Here is a 15,126-nt window from a genome sequence, read left to right as displayed (position 1 = left end):
GGTCTCTGCGCCCGACGCAGTGAGCGACTCGCTTCAGAACTCGGAGGCGTGGGAGTCTTGTGCGGGCGACGTCCGTTCGCTACATTGAAGGCGTTCCTGATGCGTTATACGTATAACTCACTCGATGGAGAGCCCGATGTCGCCTCGACCCGTCCGCACCGCGACCATGAACGAGGTCGCCGCTGCCGCGGGCGTTTCGCAGGCCACCGTGTCGCTCGTGCTCAACAAGGCGGGCGGCTCCCGCGTCGGCGAGGCCACGCGGCGACGGGTGCTCGAAGCCGCCTCCGAACTCGGCTATCGCCCGAACGCCGCGGCCAAGACCCTACGCGTCGGCGCCGCGGGCCTCATCGGATTCGTCGGCGACGTGGTCGCCAGCTCACCGTTCGCGGGTCGCATCGTCGAGGGCGCGCAGGCGCGCGCGTGGGATGACGGGATGCTGCTGCTCACCGTGAACACCGGTGGCGATTCGCGTATCGAGTCGGCCGCGATCGAATCGCTCCTCTCGCAGCGCGTCGCCGGCATCGTCTACGCCTCGATGTACCACCGCCGACTCGAGATCCCCGAGTCGCTCGAGGGGACGCCGACGGTCGTGCTGAACTCCGAGGACGTCACGGGCCGGGCGCGCGCCGTCGTGCCCGACGAGTTCGAGGGCGGGCGCGCTGCCACGCAGGCGGTGCTCGACGCGGGACACCGCCGCATCGCCATGATCAACATCGAGACGCTCGCGTCGGAGTTGCCTGCCGCGGTCGGCCGCCACGACGGCTACCGAGCGGCGCTCCAGGACGCCGGGCTCCCGTACGACGCCCGCCTGGTGCGCGATGGGGACGGCAACCCGCAGGCCGGCTACGACCAGACACTTGCGCTGATGTCATCGGCAGCGCCGCCGACCGCGATCTTCTGCGCCAACGACCGGACCGCGTGGGGCGCCTACCAGGCGCTCGACTCGCTCGGACTCGAGGTGCCGCGAGACGTCTCCATCGTCGGCTTCGACAACCAGGAGACGCTCGCACCGTTCCTGCGCCCCGGCCTCACCACGCTCGAACTGCCCTTTGTCGAGATGGGCCGGCGGGCGGTCGACCTGCTCCTCGGCGGGCACGTCGCCGAGGACACGCCCGAGCGCATCATCTGCCCCCTGATCGAACGTGGGTCCATCGCGGCCCCGAGAGGAGGTCGCGATGGCTGACACCGCGATCCGCGGCCCATCGACGGCCGACGTGGTGGCGACACCAGGCGTGGAATCGACGCCGAACGCGCCACGGGAAGGCGGCGTGCTCGACCCGAGCGCTCGGGCGCCGCGGCGGCGATCCCGCCGGCATCAAGTGCTGCGCCACTGGCAGTTATACGTACTACTTGCGCCGACATTGTTGTACTTCCTCGTCTTCAAGTACTGGCCCATGTACGGCGTGCAGATCGCCTTCCGCGACTACGCACCCGCGGGCGGGTTCACCCAGAGCCCCTGGGTCGGCCTCGAGCACTTCGAACGGTTCTTCTCGTCGTACCAGTTCGGCACCATCGTCTCGAACACGCTGCTGCTGGCGATCGTGAACCTCGCGTTCGTGTTCCCGATCCCGATCATCCTCGCGCTGCTGGTCAACCAGCTCGCGCAGGGCCGGTTCCGGCGGTTCGTGCAGAACGTGCTGTATGCGCCGACGTTCATCTCGACCGTCGTGGTCGTGGGAATCCTGTTCATCCTGCTCTCGCCGCGCGCGGGCCTCGTCAACAACGCGATCCTGCTGTTCGGCGGCGAGCCGATCTTCTTCATGGGCTCGGCCGACTGGTTCCGTCCCGTCTACGTCGCGAGCTCGGTCTGGCAGGAGGCCGGGTTCAACATGGTCGTCTACCTCGCCGCGCTCGCCGGCATCGACCCCGCCCTGCACGATGCGGCGAAGGTCGACGGCGCGAGCCGGCTCCGCCGCATCTGGCACATCGACCTGCCCGGCATCGCGCCGGTGATCTCGGTGCTGTTCATCCTCGCCGTGGGCAACCTGCTCAACATCGGGTTCGAGAAGGCACTGCTGATGCAGACCGACCTCAACGTCGCGGCCTCGCAGATCGTGCAGACGTACACGTACGAAGTCGGCCTGCAGCAGGCGCAGTTCAGCTATGCGTCGGCCATCGGCCTGTTCAACTCGCTGCTCAACCTCGCGCTGCTCCTCACCTTCAACTGGGTCGCACGACGCGCCCGCCAATCGAGCGTCTGGTAGGAACCCATGACCACGCAACTCGAACGACCGATCACGGCGCCGCGCGGCCCCGCCCGCGACATCCGCCGCCGTCTCGCCGACCCGCTCTTCAACGCCGTGGCCATGGCGATCCTCGGGATGGCACTCATCGCCGTGATCTACCCGATCTACTTCATCGGGATCGCCTCGATCAGCGAGCCCGCACGGGTGTACGAGGGCCAGGCCTGGTTCTGGCCGGTGGAGGTGACGTTCGACGGCTACGACCGCCTGCTCGGCGACCCGACCGTGTGGCGGGGGCTCGCGAACTCCGTGCTCTACACCGGGCTCGCCACCGCGATCAGCGTCGCGCTCGTCGTCTCCGCCGGATACGTGCTCTCGCGGCGCGACCTGCCGGGCCGGCGCACCATCACCTTCCTGCTCGTCGTGACCCTGTTCTTCGACGGCGGCATCATCCCGCGGTTCCTCGTCGTGCGCGACCTGGGCCTCCTCGACACCGTCGGCGCGATGGTGCTCCCCGGCGCGGTCGCCGTCTGGAACGTGATCGTCGCTCGAGCGTTCTTCGAGTCGAACCTGCCCGACGAGCTGCGTGAGGCGGCGCAGATGGATGGTGCGAGCGACTTCCGCTTCTTCTTCCGGATCGCGGTGCCGCTCTCCAAGCCGCTCATCGCGCTCATGATCGTGATCCACCTCGTCTGGAACTGGAACGGCTTCTTCGACGCCCTCATCTACCTCAACAGCCCTGACAACTACCCGCTCCAGCTCGTGCTGCGCAACATCCTCGTGCAGTCCGACCTCTCCGGGAGCGCGAACCTGAGCGGCGACCTCGAGAACTACGAACAGGCGCAGCGGCTGGCCGAGCTCGTCAAGTACGCGGCCATCGTGTTCGCGACCATCCCGCTCATGCTCGTGGTCCCGTTCCTCCAACGCTTCTTCACCCAGGGAGCGCTCCTCGGCGCGGTCAAGAACTGAACCGCACCATCCGAATCAGCTCACCTGCACCACCGCATCGTTCACCCGCACCACCGCACGGCATCACCCCCACCGCACCACCACCCCCATCGCACCACCACCCCCACCGCACCACCACCCCCATCGCACCACCACCCCCACCGCACCACCACCCCACCACCCGCACCGGCCGCAGCGACGCGACCGACCAGGAAAGGACACGCACCATGAACCGATCCCGCGGCGGCCTCAGCCGCCGACTCGCCCCGACGGCGGCAGCCGGCGTCATCCTCGCCCTCGCCCTCACCTCGTGCACCGCTCCTGACGACGGGACGTCCGGCGCCGACCGCTCGAGCGAATACGGCTTCAACGAAACGGGACTTCCCATCGTCGACGAGACCCTCACGCTCGCGATCGCCGGCGAGAAGGCCTCGCTCGCACCGGACTACAACGACATGGCGCTCGTGCAGCAGTGGGAGGAGGACACCAACATCGCGATCGAGTGGAACATGCTCGCGCCCGAGGTGTACCTCGACAAGCGCAACCTGTTGCTGGCATCCAACGACCTCCCCGATGCGTTCCTCAACTCGAGGTTCACCGACGACGAGCTCGTGCGGTACGGCACGGACGGCACGCTCATCCCGCTCGAGGGGCTCATCGAACGGCATGCGCCCAACCTGCAGGCGATCTTCGAGGAACGGCCCGAGCTGAAGGCCGCCGTCACTGCGTCGGACGGACACATCTACTCGTTGCCCAGCGCCGAGGAGCTCGGCCTCGCGGCCGTGCCGTTCTTCTGGTCGATCAACAAGAGCTGGCTCGACGCGCTCGGGCTCGACGTGCCGACCACCGTGGACGAATACCACGACGCGCTCGTCGCGTTCAAGACGCAGGACCCGAACGGCAACGGCAAGGCCGACGAGATCCCGCTGAGCTTCATCAACAACTGGTGGTGCGCCGACATCGGCGACCTCTTCGCGGCGCTCGGCGGCATCGCCGACAACGCCGACCACCGCATCGTGCGCGACGGCGAGGTGATCTACACCGGGGCCGACGAGCGCTACCGCGATGCGATCGCGACCCTGCACGAATGGTACGAGGAGGGGCTCATCGACCCCGAGTCGTTCACCCAGGACGACAAGACCTACCTCGCCAAGGGCAAGACCGAGACGCCCGTTCTCGGCTCGTACGTCTGGTGGGAGACCGCCGAAGTCGTCGGCACCGACCGCGCCGACGAGTACGTGCTGCTGCCCGTGCTCGAGGGCGTCGAGGGGCAGCTGGTCGGCCGCTCCAACTACGCCGACTTCGGCCGCAACGCGTTCGCCATCACGAGTGCGAACGAGTTCCCCTCGGCGACCATGCGCTGGGTCGACGAACTGTACGAGCCCGTCATGGCTGCGCAGGTCTCGTACGGCCCCGTCGGCGAGACACTCGTCGAGAACGCGGACGGCGTGCTCGAGCAGGCTGAGCTGCCCGCGGACGTGAACGCCGGCGAGCTGCGGCAGAAGGTCGCACTCGGAGCGGGTGCCCCTCACGTGCTCACCCGCGAGCACTTCGAGACCGTCGTGCTGCCCGAACCGCGTGCGCTCGAGCGCCTGATCGACCTCGAGGAGCACTACCTGCCGTACGCCGAGCCCGAGAACTACCCCTCGGTGTTCTTCTCGGTCGAGGAGCTCGAGGAGATCAGCTCGATCGAGGCCGACATCAAGGCGCTCGTCGAGCAGAAGCGGGCCGAGTGGATCACCTCGGGCGGCATCGAGGAGGAGTGGGACGCGTACGTCTCCCAGCTCGAGTCGATGGGCCTCGAACGCCTCGTCGAGATCTGGCAGGCCGGCTACGACCGCTTCAACGGCGCAGCATGAACACGGGACCGGGCGCGGTGGACGCCGCCGCGCCCGGCCCCACTCAGGGCCGGGCACAGGAGACGTCGATCGATGTGCGCTTCGAATGCGGGCCCGCCAACGCGCTCGTCGCGATCGACCGAGCGGGCGGCTGCGCGTGGATCGCGACGACGGCGGACCCCGGCCAGCGAGCCGCGCTGCTCGCCCCGCGACCGGTGCCCGCGAAGGCCGGAGGGGCCGGGCTGTACCTCGACGGCTGGTCGACGCTCGTCGAGGTCGTCCTGCGCCGGGCAGCGGATGCGTCGGAGCCGGCACGGGCCGGCAGGCTGACCGTGGGCGCGTGGTTCGCCCCGGGCGCATTCGCCCGCGGCGACGCGCGCGGATTCACCGCCGTGGTCGACGCGTCGGCCCCGGCGGGGCAACCCGCCTCTGCGCCGGCCACCGGATTCGCACTCGGGCACGACCGCACCGGACGGCTCGCGGTCGACGTCGCCGGACGGCTCGTCGTCGCCGATGCGCGACTCGCGCCGGGCAACTGGCACCACCTCGCGATGGTGGCCGGCGCCGGCCACGGCGAACTGCGGCTCGACGGGCGGACGGTCGCGGAGTTCGAGGCGGACGCTGCCGCGCTCGCCCTGCCCGATCGCATCGTCCTCGGCCGGACGCGCGCCGGCGCGCGCGTCGAAGGCCTGTTCCCCGTCGCCGCGGCGATCGGAGTGCTCGGTCCTGTCCGCGTCGCGCACGGCGTCGAGGAGCCCGTCGTACCATCCGGCGCCGATGGCTTCGGACCGGCGGAGGTCGTGCCCGATCGGGCTCGGTACGACACCGACCCGCATCATCCGATCGCGCACCTCTCGGCGCCGCAGGGCTGGATGAACGAGCCGCATGCCGCGGTGCACGCCGGCGGCATCCACCACGTCTTCTTCCAGCAGAACCCCGCCGGTCCCTACTGGGGGCACATCGCGTGGGGCCACGCGACCAGCCGCGACCTCGTGCACTGGCACGACGCCGGCCTCGCCGTGACACCCGGTGCTTCGGCGGTGGCGCCCGACGGCATCTGGAGCGGCAGCTCCGTGATCGACCCGGCCGGCGAGCACCTGCTCTTCGTCACCGCGGGTGATTTCGGCAGGACGCCCGACCAGTCGATCGCGGTCGCGCGCCAGATGGGTGACGTCGGCTGGGCGACCGATGCCTCCCCGCTGCTCGAGATGCCCCGAACCGTTCCGGGCCGGAGCGAGCCGCTCATTCGCGGGCAGTTCCGCGACCCGTTCGTCTGGCGTGAGGACGAGGACTGGTTCATGGTCGTCGGCGCCGGCCTCGAGGGGCAGGGCGGGGCAGCCCTCCTCTTCCACTCCGCCGACGGCGATCACTGGATCCAGCAGGAGCCGCTCCACGTCGGCGACGTCGGCCGGTTCCCCGCCACCGGCGTGATGTGGGAGCTGCCGGTCCTGCTGTCGGCCGGCACGGGCGCCGACGGGGTGCGTCGCCATGTCCTGTTCGTCGCGCCCTGGTGGTCCGGCCCGAGCGAGCACCACCTGCAGCACGTCTGGCACTGGATCGGGGTGTGGGATGCCGCGGCGCGGCGCTTCACGCCCGACCACGACGAGCCGCGCGAGTTCGACGGCGGCGGCCACCTCACGGGCCCGAGCGGCACCGTGCTCGACGACGGCCGCGCCATCCTGTGGACCATCGCACAGGACACGCGGAGCCTCGCGGAATTCGCCGCGTCGGGCTGGGCGCACAACGCCGGACTGCCGCTCGAGCTCGGCCTGCACGACGACGGCACGCTGCTCGTGCGGCCGGTCGCCGAGGTGGCGCTGCTCCGTGAGCGGCGCATCGAGCCGCGCGTCGAGCCGGCCGGCGAGGCGGCGTATGGCGCTGCCGGCTCGGCCGCCGTGACGACACTCCTCCTCAGCGGTCGACACCTCGACCTCGAGATCGACGTCGAAGGACAGGGTTTCCGGATCGAGGTGCTCCGAAGCGAGGACGGGTCGGAGACCACCGTGCTCGGCGTCGATGGGCCAGAGGTCTGGATCGACCGGTCCCGGAGCAGCCTCGACCCGGCGCACGTCGAGACGCGGCGGCGCGCCATCCGGCGATCCGACGCAACTCGTGCGCACGCTCGCCTCGTCGTCGACGGATCGATGATCGAGCTCTACGTCGACGACCGTGTCTCGCTCACCTCGCGCGCGTACCCCCTCGGCCGCGACGCCGTCGACGTGCGCCTGCAGGTGCCTGCCGAGGCCCGACTCCTCCGCTTCTCGGCACACGAACTCCATCCCGCGTACGAACCCCGACCTCGACCCCGAAAGGCCGACCCGACATGCTGATCCTGCCCGACCACTGGACCTGGGACTTCTGGCTCGCCGACGACGGCGACCGCTACCACGTCTACTTCCTGATGGCGCCGACCAAACTGGGCGACCCCGACCTGCGGCACCACAACGCGCGCATCGGCCACGCGGTGTCGGACGACCTGCGCGAGTGGGAGTTCCTCGGCGAGGCGCTGGGCCCGGGCGTCCCGGGCTCCTGGGACGATCTCGCGACCTGGACTGGGAACGTCATCCGCGCCGGCGACCGCTGGCACATGTACTACACCGGCGTGAACCGTTCCGAGAGCGGCCTGGTGCAGCGAATCGGGCGGGCGACGAGTACCGATCTGCACCACTGGGTCAAGGACGACGGCTTCGTGCTGGAGGTCGACCCGCGATGGTACGAGCAGCTCGACACCGACGTGTGGTTCGACCTCACCTGGCGCGACCCTTGGGTGTACTTCGACGAGACGGCAGGGGAGTCGGGCGAGTACCGCATGCTCGTCACGGCGCGCGCGAACTCCGGAGCCGTCGATTCGCGGGGCGTCATCGGGCAGGCCCGCTCGCGCGACCTCGACCGCTGGGAGGTCCTGCCGCCCATGGCGGCCCCGGGCGAGTTCGGCCACATGGAGGTGCCCCAGCTCGAGCGGATCGGCGACCGCTGGTACCTCTTCTTCTCTGCGTACGAGTGGGCGCACAACGCCGACCGCGTCGCGGCAGGGCTCGCGCACTGCGGCACGCACTACCTCGTCGGCGACGCACCGTCGGGCCCGTTCGAGCTGGCCACGCGCGAGTTCCTCTCGGGCGACCCTCGCGGTGAGCTCTACGCCGGCCGGGTGGTCCGCGCACGCGACGGCCGGTACGTGCTCCTCGCGTTCCTCCAGTACGTCGACGGCGGACCGTTCGTCGGAGGACTCAGCGATCCGTTCACCATCGAGGTCGAAGCCGGCGGGCGACTGTCGATCGACCGCGCCGGCGACTGGCGGCGGGTGGTGCGGCCCGCGCTGGACGCCGTGCGGCCCGCCGCGGCGTGAGGCGCGACCGCGATCTCACCATTGAGGGTCGACGCCGTCACAATCCGACCGCCGACGTCGTCAGTACTGGTATGAACAGAATCGACACGGTCGGGCCCGCGCGGGCCACGGGCATGACGGATGACGCCGGTCCCGCCGGCCCCGCGGCATCCGCCGGCCCTGCGGCATCCGCCCGCCCCGCGGCATCCGCTCGCACCCATGCCCGCACCGCGCACGAGGAGGTGACCCGATGAGGATCGCCGTCGCCGGGGGAACCGGCACCGTCGGACGCCACGTCGTCGCCGCCGCCGAGGCGCGAGGGCACGACGTCACGGTGCTCACGCGCCGCAATGGCCACGACCTCGAGACCGGCGCCGGACTCGCGGGCGCGCTCGACGGCATCGACGCCGTGATCGACGTGACCAGCGTCGTCAGCCTGTCGGGGCGCCGCGCGCGCGAGTTCTTCACGAACGTCACCGGCAACTTGCTGCGCGCCGGGGCCGACGCGGGCGTCGGCCACCACGTCGCGCTGTCGATCGTCGGCATCGACGGCATCGACGACGGCCACTACGCGGGCAAGCTCGCGCAGGAGCGGCTCGTCGAAGGCGGCACCGTGCCGCACACGATCCAGCGGGCGACGCAGTTCCTCGAGTTCGCCGCGCAGGTCGCAGAGCAGACGACGTTCGGGCCGCTCACGGTGATACCGAAGGCGCTGATGCGGCCCGTGGCAGCGCGCGAGGTGGGCGCCCGGCTCCTGGAGGTCGCCGAGGGCGAGCCGGTCGGCGGACGCGCCCGCGACCTCGCCGGACCGCGCGACGAGCGCCTCGCCGACCTGGTGCGGCGCATGTACGCGTTCGACGGGGTGCGTCGCGGCGTGCTCGAGGTGCGGTTCCCGAGGCCGTTCGGGAAGTCGCTCGCGACCGGCGTCGTGCGCGGCGGCGACGACGCGCTCCGCGGGCGCATCACGTTCGACGAGTGGCTGCGGTCGCCCGACCACGTGCCGGTGCGCCCGCGCCGCGAGGGGACGCGACACGCCGTCGCGCCCTGACCAGGCACGGCGGTTGCGTCCCCTCGCGGGGGTTGGTGTGCCGGCGGCCGAGCCTGTGCCGGCGCCGAGCCGCTCCCGGCGGTCGAGGCGCACCGCGAGCCGCCGTCGGGAGTACCCTGTGTCCCACACGCATCAAGGGGGACTGATGCCGTACTACATCATCGAACGCAACTACGCCGAAGAGGTCGTGGTGCCGGTCGAGGCAGCGCCCGACATCAACCTCATCAACGATGAGGAGGAGGTCCGCTGGCTCTACTCGTTCCTCTCGATCGATCACCGCAAGAGCTACTGCCTGTACGAGGCGCCGTCGATCGAGGCGATCCGCGCGGCGGCCGTGCGGGCCGGGTTGCCGGCCGACGTCGTCACCGAGGTCACGGGCCGGGTGATGCCCGACGGGCTCCTGGCCGGCATCAACTAGCCCGCCTCCGCCGGGTCACGCGAGCCCGCGCTCGCGCGCGTACATCGCCGCCTGCGTGCGGTTCTCCGCGCCGATCTTGATCAGGATGTTCCGCACGTGGTTCGCGGCGGTGTGCTCGCTGATCACGAGGCGCGCGGCGATGTCGCGGTTGCTCCTGCCCTCGGCGATGAGTCCGATGACCTCGCGCTCCCGTGCGGTGAGGCCGCCGGGTGCCTCGGGGCCGGATGTCGCGGCGACGGCGTCGAGCGAACGGAGCACGCGCACCATCCCGGCGGGCTCGGCGATCGACCGGGCTCGCTCGGCGCAGGCCTTCGCCTCGCGCGATCCGGGGTCGACGCGACGCAGGTGGACGGCCATCGCCGACGACGTACGCGCGACGTGGAGCGGCGCGTCGGTCCGCTCGGCGAGCTCGAGCGCGCGCTCGAAACGCTCGAGCGGCGCGCCCGTGCCGGTCAACGACTCGAGCTCGCCGAGGTAGCAGTCGGCGGGACCGAACGGGGCGAGGAAGATGCCCGACATGAGGTTGAGGCCGGCGTAGTCGGAGAGCCAGCGATGCAGGCGTCGTGCGACCTCGGCGTCGCCGAGCCGGAGTGCCGCTTCCGTCATGAACACCAGGCGGGCCGGCCAGTCGCTGGAGTCGGAGTCCTCCGGCGTCACGTGGTCGAGGTGCCAGTCGAGCAACCGACGTGTCGGCGCCTCGAGCCCCAGCTCGGTGTACAGCGCGAGCAGTCCGGTCGGCCAACGGTCGGCGGGCGATTCGTCCCCGGTGATCAGCGGACGGACGCGTTCGAGACGCCCGGTCTCCCGGCGCAGCATGAACCCCTGGACCGCACTCGCGCCGCCCGTGGCATCGGACCGGAACGCGACTTCGTGGTGCTGGGCCTGGCGACCCGCCGACGCCGCGGCGTCGAACCTCCCCGCAAGGAGGGCCCGCCCGAACCGGACGCACGCCAACCAGTAGTTCCAATGGCCGCCCCATTGCCGGGTCAGCCTGACCATCTCCAGCTCGGAATCGTCGAGGCCGTCACGGTCGCCGAGGAGGTAGGAGTTCGCGAAGATGTGCAGCGTCGCGGCCGCCATCCACTCGTTGTTCATCGGGCGGGTCAGGGCGAGGAGCTCGAGCGAGCGCTCCTGCCGCTTCGCGATCCCACGCGGCCGGAGCGTCAGGGTCGAGGTCGACCGCAGCACGGAGGCGAGTACGAGGGGATCGTCCAGCCTGCGCGCGAGCTCGACCGCTCGGTCGCCGAGCCGCTCCGCCTCGTCCACCGCGCCGGTGAACGCCGTCGCCCGGGCGCGGGAACCCAGTGCCTCGACGTACAGCGGGTCGTCCTCATCCTCCGGGATGCCGTCGATCGCAGCTGAGAGCAGCTCGAGTGCGCGGTGCCCGAGGTGACCCGGCCGCCAGGAGGCGTCCTCGTACCCGATCGCCGCGCGCAGCCGCTGCCGGGGGGTGCCCGCGTCGGCCGCCTGCTCGTACAGGTCGCGAGCGTGGGACGTGTCGGCCGCGAGATCCCAGTCCGCCGCCGCGCGGATGAGCAACTCGGCGCGTTCCTCGCCGTCGGTCGCGATGGAGGCCGCGCGCTCATGGAGCCGGCCCGCATCCTCGTACGCGTAGCGGCCCTCGGCGAGCTCCGCGGCCCGGCCGAGGTAGGTCACGGCGCGATCGCCGAACCCGAGCGCTCGTGCGGCCTCGTAGTGGTGCGCGAGCCGTTGGACGAGACGCGGCGCCGCCGCGAAGTCGGATTCGAGCCCCTGCGCGATGCGCGCGTGCGTGCGGAGCAGCTCGCTGTTCGGCATGGCGTCGACCACGGCCTGGCGGGCGATGGCGTGCGGGAAGCGGTATCGGTCGCCGGCCGTGCGCGGCGGCTCGATGAGTCCCAGGTGCACCGAGGCATCCATCGCGGTGAGGGTGACGTCGACGGATGCCGCGCTGAGCCCGATCACCTCGCTGAGGTCGACCTCCTGGCCGAGCACCGCGGCGAGCTGGAGCACCTCCCGCTGGGCGGCGTCGAGCGTCGCGAGCCGCGACAGCACCAGGTCGCCGACGGAGTCCGGCAGCTCGATCACGCGCTGGTCGCCTCGACGTTCGGCCTCCACCACGCGGCGCCACATCGCCCGGAGGAGGAACGGGTTGCCGCCCGTCAGGTCGCCGAGCACCTCCGCCGATTCGCGGGCACCGGCCCGCGTCAGGCCGGCGCAGACGACGACGTAGTCCGTGATCTCCTCGCTGGTGAACGACGCGAGCTCGATGCGCTGCACCCGGTCGAGGCGGGAGAGCGCGGCGAGCACGTCGGTGAGTGCGTCCGACCGGTCGGGCGGAGCGCTGCGCAGGGTCCCGATGAGCAGGAGCCCGTCCCTCCGCATCGCCGTGACGACCCTGTTCAGCAGCCGGATCGCGGCGGGCCCCGCCCAGTGCAGGTCGTCGAGCACCAGCACCGCCGGCCGCGCCGCGGTTGCGACGTGCAGCACGTCGACGACGGCATCGAGGACGCGATCCTGGCTCGCCGCTCGCGTCGCGGCATCCGGGATCGATCGATCGAGCACGCGCTCGAGAAGTTCGCCCGACTCGACGCCGACGCCATCCGACGCCTGTTCACGGTAGGTGGGCAACAGCACCCGCAGCGGCTCGTCGAAGGGCTCGAACGGTGCACCGAGCTCCTGGATGCACGAGCCGAAGAGCACGGCAGCCCCGTCCGCGTGCAGGCGCGTGCAGACCTCGCTCACGAGCCGAGACTTGCCGGAGCCCGGTTCGCCGCTGACGAAGACCGCGCGGCCCGCGCCCCCGACGACGTCGGCCCACGCAGTCTCGATCGCCGCGACCTCGTCCTGTCGCGCGACGAACGGCGGCTGCCCCGATATCGTCCAGCCCGCCGGCAACGGCGGGGCGGGCCAATCCCCCATGGGCTCACCATAGTGCGCGGCCGGCCGCTCGGCGATGGTCCGAATTGACTACGTCGTCGAGGTCGCCGGCGTGCCGAAGATGGGCGACTCGCGTCATGTGGCGCCGCGGTGCCGGTTCCTACCGTGAGGTCAGCGGCATTCCAGCCGGAAGCCGCACGAAAGGAAGGGAACGGATCATGAACGCACGCGCGTTCCTCGCCATCCCGGCAGCCCTGGCCCTGGCGGTCCTCGCCGGGTGCGGCGTGTCCGAGGGGGAGTCCGGCGACGGTCCGGGAACCGGATCGGCTCGGGTCCGGATGCCGTCGACCGAAGTGTGCAACGGACCCGCATGGATCCGCGAGCGCGCCCCTGAGGGCCTGTGCACCGCGCCCACCGGACCGGTCGAGGACGACCTGTCGCCGCTTCAGCCGGCTCAGTGAGGCAGGGCCTCGACGCCGAACGGCATGAGAAACCGGGTCGTGGCCCCGTCCGGGGCCGCGCGACCCGGATTCTCATGCGTCCGACCGAGCGGTGCGAGTCTGCTCGGCGGGTCGCGCCGGGCCGGTCGAGCGGATGCCGCGTCCGGGGCCGCCGTGGCCCCGGGCACCGGATCCGATGCGGCGTCGGCCGGCGTCATGCGACCACGTACTGATGGCCCGATGAGCCGTCGCCCCGTGTCGGAACCGGGATGCCGCGTACCGGGCGGATACGGCGCGGCGTCGCTCCCGAGCCGGCGCCGGCGCTCGCGCGCCGAGATCGCGCGCCAGACCGCAGGAGGAGCGCGGTCAGACCCTCCATATCCGCGCCATGAGCCGTCTCATCCTGCGGTCTGGCGGAAGCTGACGCGATCAGGCGCGATCCGACAGGAACCACCGCGACATCCGCACCCGCACCCGCCGCCCCAGCGGCAGCGCGCCGCGCGCGTCGGGGCGCAGCTCGAGCGGGCGCAGCGCCGGCGGTTCGATCCCCGCGCCGGAGGTGAGCCGCGCCCGCTCGGCCGCCGCGACCGGGCGGTGCTCCTCGACGTACTCGCCGCCCGGCAGGCGCACGATGCGTCCGGTCTCGTACCCGTGCAGGAGCACGTCGCGGTCGCGCCGCTGCAGCCCGAGGCACACGCGCCGGGCAAGGGAGAACGCGACGACCGGGCCCAGCACGAGCGTCGCCTGCAGCGCCCCGATCACGCCCTCGAAGCTCACCCCGAAGTGGGTCGCGATCAGGTCGGCGCTGCCGGCGGCCCAGAGCGTGCCGTAGAACACGATGCCGGCGACGCCGATCGCGGTGCGGGTCGGCGCGTTGCGCGGGCGGTCGAGCAGGTGGTGGTCGCGGCGGTCGCCCGTGATCCACTCCTCGACGAACGGGTACGCGACGACGGCGAGCAGGTAGACGGTGACGACGGCGAGCGGCACGAGGATCGCGAGCGTCCAGGTTCGGTCGAACCAGACGACCTCCCAACCGGATGGCACGAGCCGCAGCGCCCCGTCGAGGAACCCGGTGTACCAGTCCGGCTGGCTTCCTGCACCCGCGTCGCCGGACGAGGCCGGACCGTACAGCCAGATGGGGTTGATCGTGACCGTCGCGGAGACGAGCAGCAGCAACCCCGTCACGAACGCGAACAGTCCGCCAGCACGCGCGGCCGCGGTCGGCCACATCGGCACGCCCACGACGTTCGACTCGGTGCGTCCGAGCCCCGGGAACTGCGGCGGGCCCACCCGCCACGCGGCGTACCCGCGCGCCGCGACGAGCGCGATGAGCAGCGCCGGCACGACCGCGACGTGCAGCGGGTACAGGTGCGCGATGACCTCGCCCGGGAACGGTCCACCGAACAGCAGCGACGCGACCCACGTGCCGACGACCGGGATGCCGAGCGCGATGCCCTCCGTGATGCGCAGCCCCGTGCCCGAGAGGAGGTCGTCGGGCAGCGCGTAGCCGCTCCATCCGCCCGCCAGCGCAGCGATGAAGATCAGGAACAGCAGCACCCACATCCCGCGCCGCGGCCGACGGAACGCCCCCGTGAAGAACGTCGTCAGCAGCTGCACGATGATCGATGCGGGCAGCAGCAGCGCCGCCCAGTGGTGCGCCTGCCGCATGAGCAGGCCGCCGGGCACGTCGAACGTGATCCGCATCGTCGAGGCGAACGCCTGCGACACCTCCGCGCCGTGCAGCGGCATGTACACGCCGCGGTATGTCGTCGTGGCGCTCGAGGGCGTGTAGAAGAACATCAGCCACAGGCCGGTGAGCGTGACGACGACGAGGCAGGCGAGGGTCACGACGCCGAACAGGTTCGACCAGTGGGTCGGCACGCGGCGGCGCCGGGCCGCGGCGACGACATCACCGAGCCTGCGGCCGAAGAACGTGGTGTTGCCGACGGATGCCGCGAGCCGGTCGGTCACGGTGCTGGGCATGAGCTGCTCCTCACGACGGGTTCACCCATACGACCCCGCAGCACCGCGATCTGTGACATCCGCTTGCCCGAAACCTCACCAGGC

The 15,126-nt window shown here is 71.3% G+C and carries 12 protein-coding genes; 10 read left to right on the top strand and 2 right to left on the bottom strand.

Annotated features, from left to right (window positions below):
- Positions 1–136: 136 nt before the first annotated feature.
- The 9 genes from ACULK4_RS14830 (at position 137) to ACULK4_RS14790 (ending at position 9,760) form a co-directional block, all read left to right on the top strand.
- On the top strand, positions 137–1,183 hold the full coding sequence (locus ACULK4_RS14830; RefSeq protein WP_445966353.1) for a LacI family DNA-binding transcriptional regulator: 1,047 nt from the start codon (positions 137–139) through the stop codon (positions 1,181–1,183).
- Positions 1,176–2,204, top strand: a complete 1,029-nt coding sequence (locus ACULK4_RS14825) for an ABC transporter permease (RefSeq protein ID WP_445966352.1) — start codon at positions 1,176–1,178, stop codon at positions 2,202–2,204. Before ACULK4_RS14830 ends, ACULK4_RS14825 begins: the two co-directional genes overlap by 8 nt.
- Before the next feature lie 6 nt (positions 2,205–2,210).
- Positions 2,211–3,152, top strand: coding sequence for a carbohydrate ABC transporter permease (locus tag ACULK4_RS14820; protein WP_445966351.1), 942 nt, complete (start codon positions 2,211–2,213; stop codon positions 3,150–3,152).
- A gap of 206 nt (positions 3,153–3,358) precedes the next feature.
- The gene (locus ACULK4_RS14815; protein ID WP_445966350.1) at positions 3,359–4,990 is read left to right on the top strand and encodes an ABC transporter substrate-binding protein; all 1,632 of its coding nucleotides are present in this window, start codon (positions 3,359–3,361) and stop codon (positions 4,988–4,990) included.
- Positions 4,987–7,299: a glycoside hydrolase family 32 protein gene (locus tag ACULK4_RS14810; protein WP_445966349.1), complete on the top strand. Its 2,313-nt coding sequence runs from the start codon at positions 4,987–4,989 to the stop codon at positions 7,297–7,299. The genes ACULK4_RS14815 and ACULK4_RS14810 overlap by 4 nt, the downstream gene beginning before the upstream one ends.
- Positions 7,293–8,315, top strand: a complete 1,023-nt coding sequence (locus tag ACULK4_RS14805; RefSeq protein WP_445966348.1) for a glycoside hydrolase family protein — start codon at positions 7,293–7,295, stop codon at positions 8,313–8,315. The genes ACULK4_RS14810 and ACULK4_RS14805 overlap by 7 nt, the downstream gene beginning before the upstream one ends.
- Positions 8,316–8,386: 71 nt before the next feature.
- A complete protein-coding gene (locus ACULK4_RS14800) occupies positions 8,387–8,548 on the top strand; it encodes a hypothetical protein (RefSeq protein WP_445966347.1) in 162 nt (53 codons plus the stop codon).
- Positions 8,545–9,342, top strand: coding sequence for an SDR family oxidoreductase (locus ACULK4_RS14795; protein ID WP_445966346.1), 798 nt, complete (start codon positions 8,545–8,547; stop codon positions 9,340–9,342). The genes ACULK4_RS14800 and ACULK4_RS14795 overlap by 4 nt, the downstream gene beginning before the upstream one ends.
- A 145-nt stretch (positions 9,343–9,487) precedes the next feature.
- Positions 9,488–9,760 (top strand): DUF4242 domain-containing protein, encoded by a 273-nt coding sequence (locus ACULK4_RS14790; protein ID WP_445966345.1) that lies wholly within the window; start codon positions 9,488–9,490, stop codon positions 9,758–9,760.
- Between the two features lie 15 nt (positions 9,761–9,775).
- Here ACULK4_RS14790 and ACULK4_RS14785 read toward each other — a convergent pair whose 3' ends face one another.
- Positions 9,776–12,661, bottom strand: a complete 2,886-nt coding sequence (locus ACULK4_RS14785; RefSeq protein WP_445966344.1) for an ATP-binding protein — start codon at positions 12,659–12,661, stop codon at positions 9,776–9,778.
- Positions 12,662–12,837: 176 nt separating this feature from the next.
- Between ACULK4_RS14785 and ACULK4_RS14780 the strand changes: the two genes are divergently transcribed.
- Positions 12,838–13,080: a hypothetical protein gene (locus ACULK4_RS14780; RefSeq protein WP_445966343.1), complete on the top strand. Its 243-nt coding sequence runs from the start codon at positions 12,838–12,840 to the stop codon at positions 13,078–13,080.
- A gap of 408 nt (positions 13,081–13,488) precedes the next feature.
- Here the strand turns inward: ACULK4_RS14780 and qcrB are convergent, their stop codons facing one another.
- On the bottom strand, positions 13,489–15,042 hold the full coding sequence (qcrB, locus tag ACULK4_RS14775) for a cytochrome bc1 complex cytochrome b subunit (RefSeq protein ID WP_445966342.1): 1,554 nt from the start codon (positions 15,040–15,042) through the stop codon (positions 13,489–13,491).
- Positions 15,043–15,126 lie beyond the last annotated feature (84 nt).

Source organism: Agromyces selenitireducens, from assembly GCF_052748465.2.
Note: the sequence above shows the minus strand (reverse complement) of the source record. Positions and strands in the feature narration are given on the sequence as shown.

Excerpts from the sequence above, each read along its gene's own strand:
- ACULK4_RS14780 (WP_445966343.1), top strand. The coding sequence starts at position 12,838 with ATGAACGCACGCGCGTTCCTCGCCATCCCGGCAGCCCTGGCCCTGGCG.
- ACULK4_RS14820 (WP_445966351.1), top strand. The coding sequence starts at position 2,211 with ATGACCACGCAACTCGAACGACCGATCACGGCGCCGCGCGGCCCCGCC.
- ACULK4_RS14825 (WP_445966352.1), top strand. The coding sequence starts at position 1,176 with ATGGCTGACACCGCGATCCGCGGCCCATCGACGGCCGACGTGGTGGCG.
- ACULK4_RS14815 (WP_445966350.1), top strand. The coding sequence starts at position 3,359 with ATGAACCGATCCCGCGGCGGCCTCAGCCGCCGACTCGCCCCGACGGCG.
- ACULK4_RS14830 (WP_445966353.1), top strand. The coding sequence starts at position 137 with ATGTCGCCTCGACCCGTCCGCACCGCGACCATGAACGAGGTCGCCGCT.
- ACULK4_RS14805 (WP_445966348.1), top strand. The coding sequence starts at position 7,293 with ATGCTGATCCTGCCCGACCACTGGACCTGGGACTTCTGGCTCGCCGAC.
- ACULK4_RS14800 (WP_445966347.1), top strand. The coding sequence starts at position 8,387 with ATGAACAGAATCGACACGGTCGGGCCCGCGCGGGCCACGGGCATGACG.
- ACULK4_RS14790 (WP_445966345.1), top strand. The coding sequence starts at position 9,488 with ATGCCGTACTACATCATCGAACGCAACTACGCCGAAGAGGTCGTGGTG.
- qcrB (WP_445966342.1), bottom strand. The coding sequence starts at position 15,042 with ATGCCCAGCACCGTGACCGACCGGCTCGCGGCATCCGTCGGCAACACC.
- ACULK4_RS14795 (WP_445966346.1), top strand. The coding sequence starts at position 8,545 with ATGAGGATCGCCGTCGCCGGGGGAACCGGCACCGTCGGACGCCACGTC.
- ACULK4_RS14810 (WP_445966349.1), top strand. The coding sequence starts at position 4,987 with ATGAACACGGGACCGGGCGCGGTGGACGCCGCCGCGCCCGGCCCCACT.
- ACULK4_RS14785 (WP_445966344.1), bottom strand. The coding sequence starts at position 12,661 with ATGGGGGATTGGCCCGCCCCGCCGTTGCCGGCGGGCTGGACGATATCG.